This is a genomic window from Moorella thermoacetica, assembly GCF_001267405.1.
GTDB lineage: Bacteria > Bacillota > DSM-521 > Neomoorellales > Neomoorellaceae > Neomoorella > Neomoorella thermoacetica.
Window position 1 is genome coordinate 925078 of sequence record NZ_CP012369.1, and the last position, 16550, is coordinate 941627.

17 protein-coding genes are annotated in these 16550 nt (G+C 52.4%); 7 read left to right on the top strand and 10 right to left on the bottom strand.

The window, feature by feature from the left end:
- The first annotated feature begins 109 nt into the window (after positions 1-109).
- Positions 110-1477 carry a hypothetical protein gene (locus MOTHE_RS04650; RefSeq protein WP_011392517.1) on the top strand — a complete coding sequence of 456 codons (1368 nt, stop codon included), beginning with the start codon at positions 110-112 and terminating at the stop codon, positions 1475-1477.
- Positions 1478-1515: 38 nt separating this feature from the next.
- Entirely contained in the window at positions 1516-1800 is a 285-nt protein-coding gene (locus MOTHE_RS04655; protein WP_053094728.1) for an EscU/YscU/HrcU family type III secretion system export apparatus switch protein, read from the top strand.
- A 70-nt stretch (positions 1801-1870) separates the two neighbouring features.
- Here the strand turns inward: MOTHE_RS04655 and MOTHE_RS04660 are convergent, their stop codons facing one another.
- The 4 genes from MOTHE_RS04660 to MOTHE_RS04675 all read right to left on the bottom strand — a co-directional run bounded on the left by MOTHE_RS04660 (position 1871) and on the right by MOTHE_RS04675 (position 6346).
- The gene (locus MOTHE_RS04660; protein ID WP_053094729.1) at positions 1871-3118 is read right to left on the bottom strand and encodes a copper amine oxidase N-terminal domain-containing protein; all 1248 of its coding nucleotides are present in this window, start codon (positions 3116-3118) and stop codon (positions 1871-1873) included.
- Between the two features lie 134 nt (positions 3119-3252).
- Complete coding sequence (locus MOTHE_RS04665; protein ID WP_011392520.1) at positions 3253-4020, bottom strand: acyl-CoA dehydratase activase; 768 nt, start codon at positions 4018-4020, stop codon at positions 3253-3255.
- Positions 4021-4043: 23 nt separating this feature from the next.
- A complete protein-coding gene (locus MOTHE_RS04670) occupies positions 4044-5309 on the bottom strand; it encodes a 2-hydroxyacyl-CoA dehydratase subunit D (RefSeq protein ID WP_011392521.1) in 1266 nt (421 codons plus the stop codon).
- Positions 5309-6346: a 2-hydroxyacyl-CoA dehydratase family protein gene (locus MOTHE_RS04675; RefSeq protein ID WP_162490047.1), complete on the bottom strand. Its 1038-nt coding sequence runs from the start codon at positions 6344-6346 to the stop codon at positions 5309-5311. The genes MOTHE_RS04670 and MOTHE_RS04675 overlap by 1 nt, the downstream gene beginning before the upstream one ends.
- Before the next feature lie 626 nt (positions 6347-6972).
- Here MOTHE_RS04675 and MOTHE_RS04680 point away from each other — a divergent pair.
- The 3 genes from MOTHE_RS04680 (at position 6973) to MOTHE_RS04690 (ending at position 9727) form a co-directional block, all read left to right on the top strand.
- Positions 6973-7431 carry a DUF441 domain-containing protein gene (locus MOTHE_RS04680; RefSeq protein ID WP_011392523.1) on the top strand — a complete coding sequence of 153 codons (459 nt, stop codon included), beginning with the start codon at positions 6973-6975 and terminating at the stop codon, positions 7429-7431.
- A gap of 82 nt (positions 7432-7513) precedes the next feature.
- A complete protein-coding gene (locus MOTHE_RS04685; protein ID WP_011392524.1) occupies positions 7514-8719 on the top strand; it encodes an acyltransferase in 1206 nt (401 codons plus the stop codon).
- Positions 8720-9115: 396 nt separating this feature from the next.
- A complete protein-coding gene (locus MOTHE_RS04690) occupies positions 9116-9727 on the top strand; it encodes a hypothetical protein (protein ID WP_011392525.1) in 612 nt (203 codons plus the stop codon).
- A gap of 297 nt (positions 9728-10024) precedes the next feature.
- On the opposite strand, the gene MOTHE_RS04695 is transcribed toward MOTHE_RS04690, so the two are convergent.
- From MOTHE_RS04695 to MOTHE_RS04720, 6 genes are all read right to left on the bottom strand, one after another.
- Positions 10025-11104 (bottom strand): GerAB/ArcD/ProY family transporter, encoded by a 1080-nt coding sequence (locus tag MOTHE_RS04695; RefSeq protein ID WP_053094730.1) that lies wholly within the window; start codon positions 11102-11104, stop codon positions 10025-10027.
- Between the two features lie 3 nt (positions 11105-11107).
- The gene (locus MOTHE_RS04700) at positions 11108-12028 is read right to left on the bottom strand and encodes a Ger(x)C family spore germination protein (protein WP_053094731.1); all 921 of its coding nucleotides are present in this window, start codon (positions 12026-12028) and stop codon (positions 11108-11110) included.
- Positions 12025-12291 carry a hypothetical protein gene (locus tag MOTHE_RS04705; RefSeq protein ID WP_053094732.1) on the bottom strand — a complete coding sequence of 89 codons (267 nt, stop codon included), beginning with the start codon at positions 12289-12291 and terminating at the stop codon, positions 12025-12027. Before MOTHE_RS04705 ends, MOTHE_RS04700 begins: the two co-directional genes overlap by 4 nt.
- Complete coding sequence (locus tag MOTHE_RS04710) at positions 12288-13820, bottom strand: spore germination protein (RefSeq protein ID WP_162490048.1); 1533 nt, start codon at positions 13818-13820, stop codon at positions 12288-12290. The genes MOTHE_RS04705 and MOTHE_RS04710 overlap by 4 nt, the downstream gene beginning before the upstream one ends.
- A gap of 152 nt (positions 13821-13972) precedes the next feature.
- Positions 13973-14227 (bottom strand): DUF3243 domain-containing protein, encoded by a 255-nt coding sequence (locus MOTHE_RS04715; protein WP_011392529.1) that lies wholly within the window; start codon positions 14225-14227, stop codon positions 13973-13975.
- Between the two features lie 291 nt (positions 14228-14518).
- Positions 14519-15205, bottom strand: coding sequence for a manganese catalase family protein (locus tag MOTHE_RS04720; protein ID WP_011392530.1), 687 nt, complete (start codon positions 15203-15205; stop codon positions 14519-14521).
- A 506-nt stretch (positions 15206-15711) separates the two neighbouring features.
- On the opposite strand from MOTHE_RS04720, the gene MOTHE_RS04725 reads away from it, so the two are divergent.
- Positions 15712-15921 carry a hypothetical protein gene (locus MOTHE_RS04725; RefSeq protein WP_036372378.1) on the top strand — a complete coding sequence of 70 codons (210 nt, stop codon included), beginning with the start codon at positions 15712-15714 and terminating at the stop codon, positions 15919-15921.
- Positions 15905-16168, top strand: coding sequence for a type II toxin-antitoxin system RelE family toxin (locus MOTHE_RS14225; protein WP_011392531.1), 264 nt, complete (start codon positions 15905-15907; stop codon positions 16166-16168). Before MOTHE_RS04725 ends, MOTHE_RS14225 begins: the two co-directional genes overlap by 17 nt.
- Positions 16169-16550: the final 382 nt, after the last annotated feature.

The following is a 16550-nucleotide window of genomic DNA, read 5'->3' on the forward strand; positions in this document are numbered from 1 at the left end:
TTACCTTCCTTATTTATTATGCCCAGGCGTCCGATATGATTGAATGTCTATAGTTATCCGACCGGTACTGGATGCCCGGCCGCAACCAAATATCCGGGGGTGCTTTACTATGAACCTGATCTTAACTGATCTCAGGACCGGGGCCGGTAAGTCTATAACCGCCAGCGGGGCAGGGGCCGTAAAGGACAGCCGGGGCCCAGCCTGGGAAGTGGGGGAGGTACTCCAGGGCAGGGTGATGGGCCAGCGGGGAGCTGGCTCTTTTATCCTGGAACTCGAAGGCCGGGAGATCCTGGCGAGATCTCCCTTTTTATTATCCCAGGGTGAGGTAGTCAGCCTGCAGGTCCAGGAGCGCCAGGGAAGCCGTTACGTGGTCAAACTTCTTTCCCGGGCAGGGTTAACGACCAATGACATTCCCGGGGAAATTCTTGCCCGGCTGGGACTCAAAGACACACCACTGCACCGTTCCCTGGTACAAAAATTTATCACCCACAGGCTCCCGTTGCAACTAGAATTATTGGGGCAGGCAAAACAGGCCCTGGCCCTCCTCGGTAGGGAGGACGAGGAGGGAATGGAAGTGGTTTTACAGGCCCTTAAGCTGGGAGTCTTGCCCCGGGCGGACGTCCTCAAGCTCCTACAGGAGTTTATGCTGGGGGAGACGGACCCGGAGCAGGCAGGGATGACGCGCCTGGTCCGTTTTATCCCTTTCCTGGCAGATCTAATTGACGGTTTAGCCGGGGAAAGGGGGGAGGAGACCGGGCTTCTTTACCAGGAACTAAAGGAACTGGTGGCTTCCCTGGTCCTTCAGCCGGAGGCAGGCGGGGTAAAGGTGGCGGAGCAGTTGCGCAACCTTTTATCCTCCCAGTTACCCGCCAGGGAGGGTGTCTCTCCTTTTAGATCCCTTCCTTTGAATGGGCTGATAGAAAAATTGGACGGCCTTTTACAGGCCTTAAAAAATGGCATGCGGGAGACAGGCCGGGGAGGGGAGAACAGTAGTCAACTTCTCGATACCGGTAAAGGGATTGCCAGGCAGCTGGCCGGGCACTTGCTTTTCCAGGGGTGTGGCGGAGATAACGAATTCCAAAGCCACCTTTATTTTACCCTGCCCCTGGTGAGAAACAATGAGGTTACTACCTGGGGGCAGCTATTGATTAAAAAAAACGGTGGGGGAAACAACCATGTTGATCGCCATAATTTTAATATGTCTATCCTTGTTAATACGGAGAACCTGGGCAGCGTGCTACTGGACATAAGTGTCTGGCAGAGGGAGGTCCGGGTGCGGGGGAGGGTGGAGAAGGAATGGGTGGGCCGGTTGATTAATGAATCCTGGCCGGCTCTCCAGGGGGCCTTTGCCCGCCTGGGCTATCATTTGCACGGGTATAAATGGCAACCGGGTATCGTTCCCCGGTGCCTTCTACCCTGGGAAATGGCTTCCGGGGAAACCGGTTCTTGGATTGGTTTTCTGGATAAAAGGGTTTAAACCTATTTCACCAGAACGGGGAGAAGGAAAAGGCTGCCATGAAGGAGCGGGAAAGGATAAGAAAGGCGGTGGCCCTGCGCTATAACAGCGAGGAGGATAAAGCACCCCGGGTAGTGGCTTCCGGCAGGGGAGCTATAGCCGATAAAATCATTACCGCCGCCAAGGAAGCTGGCGTCCCCATACACCGGGACACCCATCTGGCGGAGATGTTAGCAGGGTTAGATGTCGGGTCGGAGATCCCGGTTGAATTGTACCAGATGGTGGCCGAGATTCTGGTTTTTATTTATTCTTTAGACCAGAGCAGGGGTAAATCGGGAAAATGACTGCCGCGGTTACGTTTTACCGGTGACGTTTTACCCCCGGAAAAGGGCTTGTAAAGAAGGAAGTGGTCCGCTAGAAATCCAGGGGGAAGATAGCAGCCTTTTTGTTTTGCAGGAGCTCCGGCATTTCCCCCAGGCCCCAGCCGGTGGCGGTCGTTTCAGCATAATAATAGCTGCGACCGTTGTAATCAAAGGCAAAGAGATTCCTGCCGGGAGGTAGTTCATCCCTGTTAAAGGCAATGGCCACAGCTTCATGGCCAATATTATCGGCAAACTCTTCCGGCGGGAATTCCAGGAGGATTGTCTGGTAGCCGAGGTTATGGAGCAAAGAAGCCAATAAAATTGACTTGCTTTTACAGTCGCCGCCCTTGATCAGGGTTTCTCCTGCCAGGCGGGGCAGGGGCGTATATATATACGGTAACGATTGGACAAAGCTCAATATGAATTCGGCCCGGTGAAAGCGATCATATCCCTCGGACCCGGCCATGCCTTCCAGTTCCCGGGCCAGGGAGGCGGTGTACTCCAGGTTTAATTTTTCTTTTATCCAGGGCCGCAAATCACCGGGAGGGGCATTCAAGACGGCATCTAAAAACTGGGCTATCTCAGCCGGCATATTTTCCCGGGCCAGGACTTGTTCATATACACTCAAATCGTTCCAGCCGGCTATGGTTTTCTCTAAACTCTGGTTATAATTACTCAGGGAGCGGGGTTGGGCCACCTGCCAACTGTATTGAAGGCCGTCATAAACCCATATATACCCCTTGTTTAGATACTGGTCGGGAGGGGCCGGTAAGGTCTCCCCCGGGGTGATGGAGACTCCGCCGGGCATAATGTAGACCGTTTGGGTATCTGGGTCCCAGGTAACGGTATAACCCAGGGCTTCAGCGACGTAACGGGCGGGTAGATAAACCCGCCCGTTGATTAACAGCGGGGCCACATCCATAGTTTCCGTCCTGGCCACCGCCCTCAGGCTGTTGTTAGCTCCATTTTGGGTTACCGTTGTTAAATCCCTGTGGTTGACCTTCATGCTGATTTCTACCGAACTGGTACCGGTAGCGTCCTTTAAGGTAACAGTGCCGCTAACCTCATTCCAGGAGATATGGTTAGCGTCAATGCCCAGGGCATTGGCCAGGTAACGCACAGGTATGTAGGTGCGGTTTTCCCGGACAAATGGGACCGCATCCATGACTATTTTCTGGTTATTAACTGTATAGAAGTTTTGCCCGACGGTAAAGGAGGCTTTAAATTCCCCGGCAGCATAGGCCGGAAGGGTAAAGACGGTTAAAAGGGCTATAATCAAGATAATGGTTATCCGGCGCATGAACGCTTCCCCCTGCATCCCTCTCCCGATGCTTTACAAGTAAACGAAACTATTCGCTACGCAATAAAGGAGGTGGTGGTTGAGTAACTTTTGCGGTCCTGGTTTGAGCTGGAGGCGCAGTTCCCTTGGCTTTCCTACCCGATCGCCAGCAGGGCCGCCCCCAGAGCCCCTATTATTTGCGGGTCCGGGGGTACGCGGATGCTGGTGCCCAGGGTTTCTTCCAGGCTTTTTACCACTCCCGGGTTTTTGGCCACCCCGCCCGTCATGGCCACCGGCTCTTCCCAGCCTACCCGTTGGGCCATGGCCACTACCCGCTGGGCGACGGCATTATGCAGGCCCCTGATTATTTCTGCCACCGGACGCCCTTCGGCCACCAGGGAAACAACTTCGGATTCGGCAAAGACGGTGCACATGCTGCTAATGCTGGCGCCCTGGCCTGCCTGCTGGGAGATGGCCCCCATTTCCTCCACCGGGACATCCAGGGCACCGGCCATGACTTCCAGGAAACGGCCAGTACCGGCGGCACACTTCTCGTTCATGACAAAATCCCGTACCTTGCCCCCGGCATCCAGGAGGATGACTTTGCTGTCCTGGCCGCCGATATCGATGACCGTGCGTACTTCCGGCCAGAGGTGATAAATTCCCCGGGCGTGGCAGGTTATTTCGGTGACCCGGCGCTGGGCGAAGGGCACCCGGATACGGCCATAGCCTGTGGCGACAATGCCGTCCAGGGACTCTGCGCCTGCTCCGGCCTGTTCCAGGGCTTCCTGTAAAGCCTTTTCGGCGATCTCGACGCTGTTAACGCCACTCTTAAGGACGGCGGCTCCCACCATCCGGCCGTCCCGGACTATTACTGCTTTGGTGGTCAAGGAGCCGATATCTACTCCCGCAGTTAGACTCAAAGGGCATAACCTCCCGGTGTTTTTTATAATAGCATTTCCAGGAAACCTTCCAGGCGCGTTCTGGTAGCGCCGGGGGCGTACTTACTTTGATCGACACAATCGCCTTCCAGGTTTAAGAATGGTATTCCCCTTTCGCGCAGAGCGTCCTGCAACAAGCGTAAACCGGCGGTGCTCTGGCGGCAACCCCAGTGGGCGAAATGGATAATCCCGTCGGCCTGGTAGGCGTCGACCATGGCCAGGATGGCCTCTACCCTCCTGGCCATGGGAGCCAGGCCGTGGTGGCTTAAAACCTTACGCGCCAGGCTATAAAAAGGCTTTTCCGGGTCCAGCGGCTCCCAATAAACATGACTCATTTCTTCAAAAACAACCACCGCCCCGGCCTCCCGTTCTAGCAACTGGAAGATGGCGTTAGGATAATAGGGCCGCAGGTGCAACCATAGCAAGCGGGCCTTTTCTTCCGGTACGGCCCGGCGCTGTTCCCGGTTACGCCGGTCCAATTCATCCGCCAGTTGGCCGTAGACCTCCACTGAGGTTGCCGCACCAAAACCAGCCAGCATGGGGTAAATGAAACCGTGGGCTTCTTCCCCCCGGATGCAGGCCGGGCGTTGCTGGCGCAAGCGGTTGACGGCCAGCAGGCGTTCCCGCGCCGCGTTGGAGTTAACTATGGCCTCCTGGAAACGGTCCTCGTCCCATACCAGGCGTAAGGATTCTACCAGGGAAAAGGTTATGCCCTTAAGCTGGCGGGCGACATAGTTCAGGGCTTCCGCGTCCTGCCGATGGGGTACGTCCAAGAGGTAAAAGGGCACCCCGTGGTAGGCCGCCGTCGTCTCCAGGGACTGGGGGGCCGTGTCGCACAGATGCGAGCTACAGACTACAGCTCCTGGCGGCGGGAAGTAACCTTCCCGGTCGCAACCGTGGGCCAGGCGGTGGAAGGAGCAGGCCTCGCCGCTGACCCAGTCACCTTCAGCCCGCCGCAAGGCCCCCCTGGCTATCCCCAGACCGGTTGCCACCACGGCGGCTGCTTCCGGGGCAAAGGGAATTACTCCCAGGCCATAAAGGATCTCAGTGGGGAAGAAAACATTGTGCCACACCACCGGACCCTTTTGGAGAAAGGCTGCTGCTGCCTGGTCGATGGTATTTAGAAGCAGCCGGTGGGCCGCCTGCCAGGTATAATGCTTCTTTTGGGCTGCTACGGCCTGCCGCAATAATCTATATGTCCAGGGGGATTTAAAGGCGCGCTGGCGCAAGGCGTTTCCCAGGTGAGAGCGCAAGAGCTGGTAGATATCCATTACTCCACCCCTAGCATTTCTAAAAAGGCTTCCAGCCGCGTCTGCCATTGACCCCGATTACCGCCGCTGAAATCCCCATCAAGACGAAGAAGGGGTAACCCCTTTTTTTCACTAAAAACCTTCAGGGCTATGTAGTCGTACATAGCGGCGTCGCAGAACTTCATGGCATGGTAAATGATTCCCTGGATACGGAACCGGTCTACAGCTGCGGCCCAGTACTGGCGTCGTTTCTCCCGGTCGCCTACCATCCGGGGACATGGGGGTCCTCCCAGGTAGAGCCTGGCCAGGTAGAGGTAAGGGTCACCCTCGGCCCTGGCGGCGGGGGCCAGTAATAGCCGCATGCCATTGCAGCTGTCCTCGAAAACAGATAAACCGCCGCACTCTTCCACCATAGTAATCAATTCCCGCGGGAGGATGCTTCCCGCTAGCAGCAGGCGCGGCCGCCGGGCGGTTTTCACCCGGGGTTGCCTGGTTAACCGAGTAATTACAGTCTCCCATTTATCTGCCTCCTGGGGATTAAGGGGAGTTTGCCACCTGGCCAGCCCGTCCATGATTTCTTTCCCGCCGGGAGGGTCTTCCCACGCAGCCCGGCAGGCTAAAAGCTCGCGCCAGGCTGCCCGTTGTTCTTCCCACCAGGTAATGGCCGCCCACAAACGTTCTTCATTTAATTGTCGCTCCCCAGGGGGAGCTAGTTCTGCCGCCAGACGGCGTAGATTCTGGCTGAAATAGAAAACTGCGTCCTCGTCGAACCGGCGGGGTACATCGAGGACTACGGTCTTACCCCCTGCACCATAATGGGGCCAGACATTAGCCAGGTGGATCATGGCATTGCAAGATCGGGCGATTACGACGCCGGCCAGGAGGGGTAACTCCTGTTTGATGGCTGCCTCGAGGCAGCTCTGGACATAAGGGCAGAGGTTGCCCACCAGATATGTAGCGGCGCGGGGGTTATTGCCCTCCCGGCCCAGCAGCCGGTAAGGGGTGTACCCGAGAGCCGTAAAAATTTCTACCGGCGTATAGTGGCACAGCCAACCCACTAAATGGCTCATATTTTACTCCCATCAATTTAGGCCTGCCCGGCCCTGGCGATATCCAGATCCGTGGCAGGAGAGTCTCTAATGAAATATATTATAACTCTTTCCAGCCGGCAAGTTTATAAAAAATTGCTTTTGGAAAGATATGCGTTGAAACTATACCACAAAAGGCAATAGATTACTCAAGAACGGCTACAGTCGTAAAATCTCGCATGGTTGAAGCCATGATCTTGAGCCTGGTGGGCGGCCTGATCGGTATCGCCGGGGGTATTATAGGCGGCAAGGTTGTTTGCCATGCTGGCCAAAGGGCCGACGGTCCTCAACCCCATGGCGATCCTGTTGGCAATGGGCTTTGCCGCCCTGGTGGGGAGCTTTTTCGGTTATTACCCCGCCCGGTAAGCCGCCAACACCGACGCCACCGAGACCCCTGCGCTTTGAGTGATTATTGCCCGGCCGGGAGCCGGGCGGTTTGAACCGCATTCAGAATGAGCAGCTAATGACATACCCGGCCAGGAAGTGAGTAGGGAGGGAGATAAGGTGACTCAGGAAAGAACGGTGTTATATAATGGGGGTGATGAAAGGGAAAAAGAACCCGAGGGGGGCAATTACATTCCGGGGAGAGTGAGAATATGGAATCCACTTTAATTATCCTGGCCGTTCTGGTAGTAGCCGTCCTCGGCCGGGCCAATACTGTAGCCCTGGCCGCCAGCCTTCTACTGGTACTCAAACTTCTGCAGGTGGACCAGTATATCTTCCCCTTTATAGAGAAGGGTGGTACCTTCTGGGGCCTGGTGCTGTTAATAGCTGCTATTCTGGTTCCCCTGGCCCGGGGTACAGTCACCCTGCGGGATCTGGGGCATGTTTTTCTTTCCTGGGTGGGACTTTCCGCCTTTATTTTATCCCTAATTACCACCTATATGAGCGGCCAGGGGTTGCAATACTTGACGGTCCAGGGCCATAGCGAGGTGATGCCGGCCCTAATCTTGGGAGCAGTAATTGCGGCAGCCTTCCTGGGCGGTGTTCCGGTAGGCCCCTTCATCACCTCCGGGGTCCTCGCCCTGCTGGTAAAGCTGATCGCCAAATTATGATTGGGAAGAAAAAACTTAACTTGTTTTCAGGTTTCCCCGGAGCATAATTGTTAAAATAGGCGCTGGAAGGGAGTTGAAGCCCATGGGGAAACCCCATATTGGCGAGGTCGATTACCTGCGAGTTTTCGGCCTGATAACCATTGTTTTGATCCATGCCTGGGGATTTTACCTGTTGATGCCGGTGGCCAGTCCTTACAGCCGTATCGCCCAGGAATTGGGCGTTAACCTGCTTCGCTTTGGCCGCCAGATTTTCATGTTCATTACCGGCCTGGTTCTTTTTTATAACTACAGCGGTCGTAAACTGAATCTCAATCGCTTCTTCAGCCGCCGGCTAAAAAACCTGGCCATCCCCTATGTTATCTGGACAGCTTTCTACCTGATCCTCAAACGTTCTTCCGGAATGCTCAACTGGACCGGCTTTGGCGGTTTTCTAACTTTATGGTGGCAAAATGTCCTGAACGGCAATGGTTACAGCCATCTCTATTACATCCTGGTAGCTATTCAATTTTATTTGTTTTTCCCTTGGCTCGTCGCCCTTTTTAAGCCCCGCCGCCCGGGAATGACGGCGGAGATTATTATCGGGTTGGGCCTGGCCCTGTATGCCCTGTACTTTTACCTCTTTGAGGTCCGGCAGGACTTGGTAGGGGCGGCGGTTGCCGGTACCCCCCTGGCTGGTATTACCGGCTGGTTGTTCCTCTATAAAGATCGCCTGCTAGTCTCCTATTTTCCTTACTACCTCCTGGGAGCCCTGGCCGGCCTGCACCTGGATTCATGGCGGCGATGGCTGCAGGACCACCTGGAAGTAGCTGTGGCCTTTCTAGTAATTGCGGCCAGCCTGGTTATCAGTGAGTATTTTTATTACTACCGGCGCCAGGGCCAGCCCTGGGCTCTGACCATCAGCGTTTTTAAACCCAGTATTTACCTGTACAGCCTGGCAATCATCACCGTTTTTTTTCAATTGTCTTTTTACCTTGAGCGCCGGGGTTTCCTGCGCTGGCTGGTTTCCCCCCTGGCAGCCAATTCTCTGGGAATTTACTTGCTTCACCCAGCGATATTATTTATTTTTAACAGCTATTTCTGGAATTACGTGCACCTGCCCGGTTTCTTGCTGGCTATCCTGGAACCTGCGGCAGCAATCGTTATCTCGGGAGCCATCAGCACCCTGCTGGGCAGTAACCGCTACACCCGCTTTATTGTTGGTGAAGCCGGGAATCTAAGGAATAGTTTCCCGTGGGGTAAGTGGCGGGAGCACAGGGCCGTTCTCCACGGTGTAGGCCGGGAAAGCTGAAGGCGGTTTTCCGGCGTTCCTTCTTACACGCCGGAACGGTCGGGCTTGTGGGTAGTGGCTCCCTGGTACTTGACGCCCAGGTATGTTTTATGCTGGTCGCTTCATGGAGCAGCTTTCTGCTGGCGGCGAGGAGGAAAAGTTGGGTATTCGCTGCGGTTTTGGGGTAGAGCGGCGGGTTGTCAGGTAATACATCGGGGAAAGTAGCGTTGGTGAAGGGTTTTTATGGCTAGGCCTGCGTTAGAATTTCTTCTTAGGTATTTCTTAGGTTAATCTCATATAAGTTTAATAAAAGAGGGGTATAGTACAAGCTGAAAGGAGGAAATCGATATGAAACCAGCAGTTACATAAGCGCACCTTTCCCTAATTGATGAAATTAAATGCGAGGAGATGTTAAGAATGAGCAAATTAAAAAAGTATCTCAGCTTAACACTTGCGGCCGCGCTGATTATGGGCCTGGGCGTGACGGGTATTGCCCTGGCCCAGGGAGACACTTCCGCCAAGCCCCAGACGAGTCTACAACAGATTTACCTGGAAAAATTGGCCGGGGTATTGGGCATCAGCCAGGATCAGCTTGTGAATGATTTAAAAACCGCCGGACAACAAACTGTTGATACCGCTGTTTCCGAAGGGTTAATTACCGCCGATCAGGGGCAAAAAATAAAGCAAGAGATTGCAGAGGGACGTTTTCCCGGTTTACACGGGATGTTTGACCCCGAGGATTCTCACCCTGGCATGAGGGGTTTGCATAACCTGGATGCTATCGCCTCAGCCCTGGGAATGACACCCCAGCAACTTACACAGGAGTTTAAAAATGGTAAATCCCTTCAGCAGTTGGCCACCGAAAAGGGCCTGAGTTTAGACCAGATCAAAGAGAGTATAATCAAGGCCGTGAAGTCCAAACTGGATCAGGAGGTAGCTCAAGGCAAGATAAGCCAGGATAAGGCCACCCAGATTCTAAATCATTTACAGCAACTTGATTTGACCAAATTTCCAAACCATGTAAAGTAAATTTTATGGTATCCAAATCCGGTGGAGCAACAAGCTAAAATAAACTTTGATAGCGTTCAGTTAAGCTCCTGAGCCCCAGGCTTGGCGGTAGGCATGGCCCGGGGCTCTATTCTTTGGTCCCGAGCCATGCCCATGACTCCTGGCAGGGTTAAGAATTTCTCACAATTAATCAGGACAGGAAAGCAGCATAATAGCACATTCGGCTAGGTCAGGGTACTGGTCACATAGCGCTAAAAGGTGGCCAGGGAAGCCTTAGCAGGTGTGCAGTACCTGGATTGTTTTAAGCCCCCAGGGGTCTCACCGAGCGCGACAACGAAAAAGGGCAACAAGATAAAGTAAGGAGGGGATGCCTACCAATACCACCAGGCCCAGGGGTTGAAGAAAGAAAAAGAAGCTTTTAACTTCAAAGGGATTACCGGGCCGCCAGGCTAAGTAATAAACTACGGGTAACTGGTAAAAAGCCAACATTTTATAGTCTTTTAAGTTTAAGAGGCGGCCTAGCAAATATGAGCTTGCCCAGAGGAGAGCCGAGGCGGTAGGAAAGACTAAAATAATCCATACAGAAATGAATATCAGGCTAATCCGTTCGATAAAGGCTCCAGCGAATTCTGCCAGTTGCGTCACAGTTAAACCTGGAATCAGCGTATACTTCAGTTGATCTACCCCCAGAACCCCCTGACAGGTAGTTATAATGGTGATCACTACTGCCATGACTGTTAAAAAGCCATAGCTGGCGGCACGCCAGGCTCGCCGGGGTTCCTTTAAAAAAGGAACCAGGATAAGGAAAAGACTCATCTCTTCAGCGTTACTAATCCGCCATAAAGCCAGCTTTATCACCGGCCAGGGTCCATGGGGCAAGATGGGTAAGAAGTTGTCCAGATGGATTCGCGGTATAACCAGGGCAAAGAGAAGCAAGGTGATGGGTAAAGTAAAAATAACAATGATGATAGAAGCACGTGCCAGGGGCTCTAAACCCTTTCCAGCCAGGTAGGCCGCTACCAGCAGGTAAGAAGATAACACTACTGCATCGGGTGTGTGCGACAACAAAGAACTCTTAATAGTATCAGCAGTTACCCGGCCGACCTCGGCCGTTAAACCAACCCAGTAAACTAAAACTATTAAACCTAAAAGCCAGGCCAGCCACTTGCTTACCAGGCGGCGGCTAAAACCAACTAGGTCCAGGTCAGGAAATTTCATAACAAGCGCGGTCAGGAGGTAAATAGCTCCGAGGCTGAATATAGTTTCCAGGGGAGATACCAGCCAGGTGTCCACCCCGACTTTTTCAACAATATTCCTGGCCCCTTTTAACGTCCCCACTTCAATCATTGCCGCAACAATTAAAAAGGTGGCTTCGTTCGTTCCAATTCTTTCCCGCAATCTCTAGCTCACCATGCCCGTATGACGAATTTTAATCTTTACATCCACTGATACAGGCATCTGCATAAAAATTTGCCGCCAGTTATTCTTAATGTTTTCCCACAGACGAGGGTTACTTTGCTCAATTTTATGCCCGAACCCAAGAACATCAGCCTGGTATTCCCGTTGCAACCTTCCTACCACCTGCTGGACTCGTTGTTTAATCTCTTCGCCAGCTTGCGACTCTATCAGGGGTAGATCCTTTGCCCCCAGGGGCGACCTGTTACCCATTGTTTCCGTAATGTCGGCGTTAATATCTAATTTGATAGCCATGCTAACGCCTTCTCCTGTAAATTGAGGGTGGACATCCGCCTTTATCTTGTTGAGCTTAAGACTTAAAATGCGGGCAAGTTCAGGTATAGGCAGAGCCAGGATCTCGCCCCCCTTAAATTCCCCGGAAACCCAGACAGCCGCCTGGGTTTCCGCCGGATTGAGCCAGCCAACCAGTTTTCCTTCTTTTATTACTCCCGTCCCGCTTACCTGTAATTCCGGGGCATCTTTTCCTTTCACCAGAGCCGCTCGCGCTATCAAAATATCCCTCCCGGCATTAACGGTTGCAATCAAGTCGGACAGGTTATGTTTGATAAAACGAGAAGTCCTCAACTGGCGTTCAGCCTGCTCCTGCAAAAACATGCTAACACTACGGGCAAATTTTGGCTGGGCGGTAAACAAATCGCCGGCTCGCCCATCGGTTAACAGTACCGTGATCGCCAGGTATCCCTCGCGGTTGCGAGGCCAGAAATCCAGCACTTCCATGAGGTTGTGGCGTCTCGCCAATTCCTTACCTATGATTATCACCTTTTGGTGGCCTAAAAAGATCCTGCGTTCAGATCTGGTAGCAGCGTTGGATATGGCCTCATCTACAGTAAGCCCGGTTAAGGTCAATTGCCAGGTTGGTAGCTCCTTTTCATCGCCTCCTCCACCCCCACCCCCCCCCCACCACTAGACCTGGCAGCCATACGGCGTAAAATTGGCATTTCCAAAGTCAGCTCAATTTGCTCATTTTGTTGCGAGCCGTTCTCGACTGATAATAGATCCACTGCCGCTCCCAGAACCAGAGCACGTCGTTCTAGATCCAGATTATCCCAGCATCCAGTTGTTACCACGGCAGTAATAATAATCGTTAAAAATAAGGCTGTAGCCTTCAATTTTTCTTCACCCTGTCACCAATTCTTTTGACTTCACGTGGTTTAAGGTAGAAAGGGCGCCAGCGTTGTTTAAAAAAAGCGGCACGGTAAACACTGTCTTTAAGATCAGGTACCCGTAACGGTGCCCATGGTTGAAGGTAGGGCACACCAAAACTTTTTAGGGAAGCCAGGTGGGCCAGGATTAACATCAGCCCAAGTATGATGCCGTAGAGTCCTAAAAATGCCGCCATCACCATAAGAAAGAAACGGAGAATCCGTAAAGCTATGGCGGCATCAAATCTAGGGGCAACAAAGCCACTTATAGCTGTCAAGGCTACGACGATGACCATGGCAGAACTGACGATGTTGGCCTGAACTGCCGCCTGGCCGAGGATCAGGGCTCCCACTACGCCCAGGGTCTGGCCTAAAGGACCGGGTAAACGGATCCCTGCTTCTCGGAGAAGCTCCAGGACAACCTCCATTATTAAAGCTTCTACTATTGAGGGAAAAGGCAACCCTTCCCGCCCGGCACCTATAGAAATGGCCAGGGAAGTGGGTATCATTTCCGGAGAAAAGGAAACCATGGCAATATATAGGGAGGGGAGAATGAGCGCCAGGACAGTTCCCAAAAAACGCAAGCTCCGGATAAGGAATGAAATCAACCAGCGATGATAAAAGTCCTCCGGGCTGTGCATCAGGGAATTAAAGGTAGCGGGAATGAGCAGGGCAAAAGGGGTATTATCTGTTAAGACTATGACCCTGCCTTCAAGGAGGGCGGCAGCCGCCTCGTCAGGTCTTTCTGTACTCTGGATTTGAGCAAAAGGAGAGTACCAGCAGTCCTCAATTAACTGTTCGATAAAACCGCTATCCAGGATGCCGTCAATATCAATATTTTTAAGTCGTCCCTCTACTTCCGCCACCAACTCAGGATCAACTACACCTTTCAAGTACAATAGTCCCACTGCAGTCTGGCTGCGCCGCCCTAGAAAATAGGTCTTTAGCTTGAGCTGGGGATCGCGGAGGCGCCGCCGTAAAAGCGCCGTATTAGTACGGAAGCTCTCGGAAAAACCATCCCGGGGGCCACGGATCACCGCCTCGTTTTGAGGTTCTTCAACCCCACGGTGTTCCCAACCGCAAACCTCCAGGGCCAAACCTTTATTGCTGCCTTCCAGGATCAAGAGAGCAAAGCCACTTAAAATACAAAAGGCAGCTTCACGGAAATTGGCTATCTCCCGGACATTGGCAACTGTTAACAAGGAATCACGCACCTGGTAGAAGAACTTCCCATCTGGAGTGAAGGCAGGGGTTGCCTGGTGGGCTTCAAGCAAGAGAGACTTGACAATTTGGGTATCGATAATCTCGTTATCTACCAGGCCATCTACATAAACTAATAGAGCTGCCAATCCACCTGTACCACCGATTTTCATCCTGCGGTAGACGACATCCTGGCAATCGCTAAAAATTTCTTGTAAGATTTTTAAGTTGGCTTCTAAAGAACGCTGGAAAGGAAGAGCGATAGCTTTACCTTCATCTACCAGGGGAGACGCCAATTGATCCTTCCCCGGGCTAGGTCTGGCCTTCTTTTTTCTGCGTAAATAAAACCAGGATTTTCGCAGCATTAGAACACCCCTAGTGGTATAAAAATTAACAGAACCCGGCAACTTTTAGGGTTCTGTCAATAACGGGTTTAAATAATGTAGCGTTAATGAACTTTCCTTTTTTCCACCATTTTTATCATGGCGCCAGCAATAGCCTCTTTTTCGTCTTTATCAGCAACTTCCCATAGATCCCGCAGGAACCGGTTTTCAGGAATATCCGGGTTTATATTTTCTGCCAGGAAATCCCCTAAATTTGCCGCCGATTTTTCGAGAATCTTTTGCGGCATTCCCATGGACTTTGCTTTATCGAGCGCAGCCCCCAGGGTGTCGAGCCATTGGTCAAAATTATTGATATCCATTACTGTTCGCCCCCTTTCCTTAAACAGTAGGCATAAGTTATCATGACCCCAAAATGGTATTTTATCCAAGCTTAAATACTTCTACTTTGCTGGAAATATTTATAAGGGTAATGAGTTGCAGCTTGCCTCTATCCGAAGACGAAGAATGAGAAAGGTACTTCTGCAGGGCAGGGGCCACAGGCATCCGGGAACCAGGCTAATGCCTGAACCAGGCATTCCGGCCCCTGGAGGTTCCCTCTTATCTTCTTTTCGGCCTCGAGATAAGAAGCTGCCAAAGCCGCCCCAACTATTTTACTGGGGCGGGATTTGCGGCTCGGCAAAGGACGGTGGTTGCGGGTTGTGCAGGGAGGAACCCACATAGTTGCCGGGTGTGGACAGGTTGAAAACGAGCCGGGCGTCCTTGTCCACACCCCAATCCTGGGTGGAGCCGGTGCCCCTGACCTTCTGGAAGCATTCCCGGAACATGGTGTTATGCGCCTCTTCCCTGTTCAACAGGAAGTCGATCATCTGCCGCACATACCGATCCGCGATTTGCCGGTGCAGATATTCATAAACAACCTTGGCACGTTGTTCGGCGGCGATGTTGGAAAGCAGGTCCGCTGGCAGGTCACCGGTGGCTTCAATGTAGGACGCGGTCCACACCTGGCCGGAGGCGTTGCTGTAAAAGGGATTGAGCCCGGTCGTTACATGCGCCTGAACATTGCCGATGGTGGCGTTCATGGCCTGGGGTTCATGGCCGTTCAAGAGGTTGACCGCTGTACATACCATTTCCAGGTGACTGAGTTCCTCCGCGGCGATGTCAAGGAAAATATCCTTGATGGCCGGGTCTTGAATGCGAAAACTTTGGGCCAGGTATTGCAACCCGGCTTTCAACTCACCGTGTGGCCCCCCGATTTGTTCCTGCAAAAGCGCCGCGTAGTTTGGGTTCGGGCGTTCCACACGCACCATTTCTAGCAGCTTCTTATCGTGCTTGAACATGTTATTCCTCCTTTCTTAGTCTATTATCCCTTTCTGGGCTTTATGGTATGTACGCTGGTGAAGCATATTCGATTTAATTAAAATTCAATCAGAAGCTGTTTTTAACATAGACGAGTTTTTAAAGAATTCCGGACAGGACGTCGTTCTCGTGGGCCTTGAGGGGCACGGGTTAGGGCGTCCGCAATGGGATAAAGCCGTGTACATCCCCAGAAGTTCCCTGGCCGCCATCTCCCCAGTACCCCCCTGGGTCCCTTCGGGCTTAGGGGGCCGCTACAAATTCCAGTTCCAGCTCGAATTCTCCTCTGGGCACCCCGTCGGATCGGCCTCTGACCAGGCCACTTGCACTCTTTCAAAGTGCTTCACAGACCCGCATATACCAAAAAGGAGTAGCCATAGTGAAGGGGATTGATAACAGGAGAAGAAAAGTAAAAATCAGGGAGAGAGGTCGGGCAATATTGATTAAATGGTAATGCTGGGGTAAAATGGGGGCAGGGAAGGTGGTAAAAATGGCAACACCAGCTGAAGAAATAAAGTCTTTGCTTGACAGGCTTAGTTATAAACAGTTAGAAGCTTTAAGAATTATTGTTGAGTCAATGATATGGCCCCAGGAGCAACTAACACCAGAAGAAGCAGAAATAGTTGATGAGGGCTTTGCTGAAATCGAACGCGGCGAAGGTATGTCCTGGGAAGAGGTTAAAAATGAACTCGGATTATAAGGTGGTTTTATCGTCTCAAGCCAGAAAGACACTGGCTAAAGTGGATGGCAATACAAGGGAACGTCTGGCGGGGGCGATTGAAGGACTTAGGAAATACCCGCCTGAAGGTGATATCCGGGCACTAGTGGGCAGGCCCGGGCAATTAAGGTGCCGCGTGGGACAATGGCGGATTATCTTCCGGCAGAATAGAGAACGGTGTATAACCGAAATAGGCGCTATTTTGCCGAGAGGTGAGGCGTATAAGTAATCTGGGCAGACATAGCCAATAAATTAATCCCGGTTTAGGCGGGATTTTTTATTTTCGTGGCGTGACCATCGAAAGGCGTTACGCGCCTACTATATTAACGAAAATAGTAGATTCCTGGCAAGTTGAAATCATATAACGGTGGAGGTGCCGGCCAGGAAATCCTGGGGATGTATCTCCTGGCCGTTACTCCGGCGGCGCCCGGTGGAGGAGCCTAGTCTGGCAGCTATTGGGATGCCTGAGGTTGCCGTTATGATTAACGGGGGAGCCTGAGGTGCCCCTGGTGTAGGTTATCCCGAACATCGGGGGCTGCTATAAATTATAACTGCCCGTGACCAGGAACCTTTTAGCATATAGAAGCGTCATACTAAATAAAGACCTCTAA

What these genes read in the sequence shown, in the direction of transcription:
- MOTHE_RS04650 (WP_011392517.1), top strand. Translation starts at nt 110, where the DNA reads ATGAACCTGATCTTAACTGATCTCAGGACCGGGGCCGGTAAGTCTATA.
- MOTHE_RS04655 (WP_053094728.1), top strand. Translation starts at nt 1,516, where the DNA reads ATGAAGGAGCGGGAAAGGATAAGAAAGGCGGTGGCCCTGCGCTATAAC.
- MOTHE_RS04660 (WP_053094729.1), bottom strand. Translation starts at nt 3,118, where the DNA reads ATGCGCCGGATAACCATTATCTTGATTATAGCCCTTTTAACCGTCTTT.
- MOTHE_RS04670 (WP_011392521.1), bottom strand. Translation starts at nt 5,309, where the DNA reads ATGGATATCTACCAGCTCTTGCGCTCTCACCTGGGAAACGCCTTGCGC.
- MOTHE_RS04680 (WP_011392523.1), top strand. Translation starts at nt 6,973, where the DNA reads ATGGAATCCACTTTAATTATCCTGGCCGTTCTGGTAGTAGCCGTCCTC.
- MOTHE_RS04685 (WP_011392524.1), top strand. Translation starts at nt 7,514, where the DNA reads ATGGGGAAACCCCATATTGGCGAGGTCGATTACCTGCGAGTTTTCGGC.
- MOTHE_RS04690 (WP_011392525.1), top strand. Translation starts at nt 9,116, where the DNA reads ATGAGCAAATTAAAAAAGTATCTCAGCTTAACACTTGCGGCCGCGCTG.
- MOTHE_RS04715 (WP_011392529.1), bottom strand. Translation starts at nt 14,227, where the DNA reads ATGGATATCAATAATTTTGACCAATGGCTCGACACCCTGGGGGCTGCG.
- MOTHE_RS04720 (WP_011392530.1), bottom strand. Translation starts at nt 15,205, where the DNA reads ATGTTCAAGCACGATAAGAAGCTGCTAGAAATGGTGCGTGTGGAACGC.
- MOTHE_RS04725 (WP_036372378.1), top strand. Translation starts at nt 15,712, where the DNA reads ATGGCAACACCAGCTGAAGAAATAAAGTCTTTGCTTGACAGGCTTAGT.
- MOTHE_RS14225 (WP_011392531.1), top strand. Translation starts at nt 15,905, where the DNA reads ATGAACTCGGATTATAAGGTGGTTTTATCGTCTCAAGCCAGAAAGACA.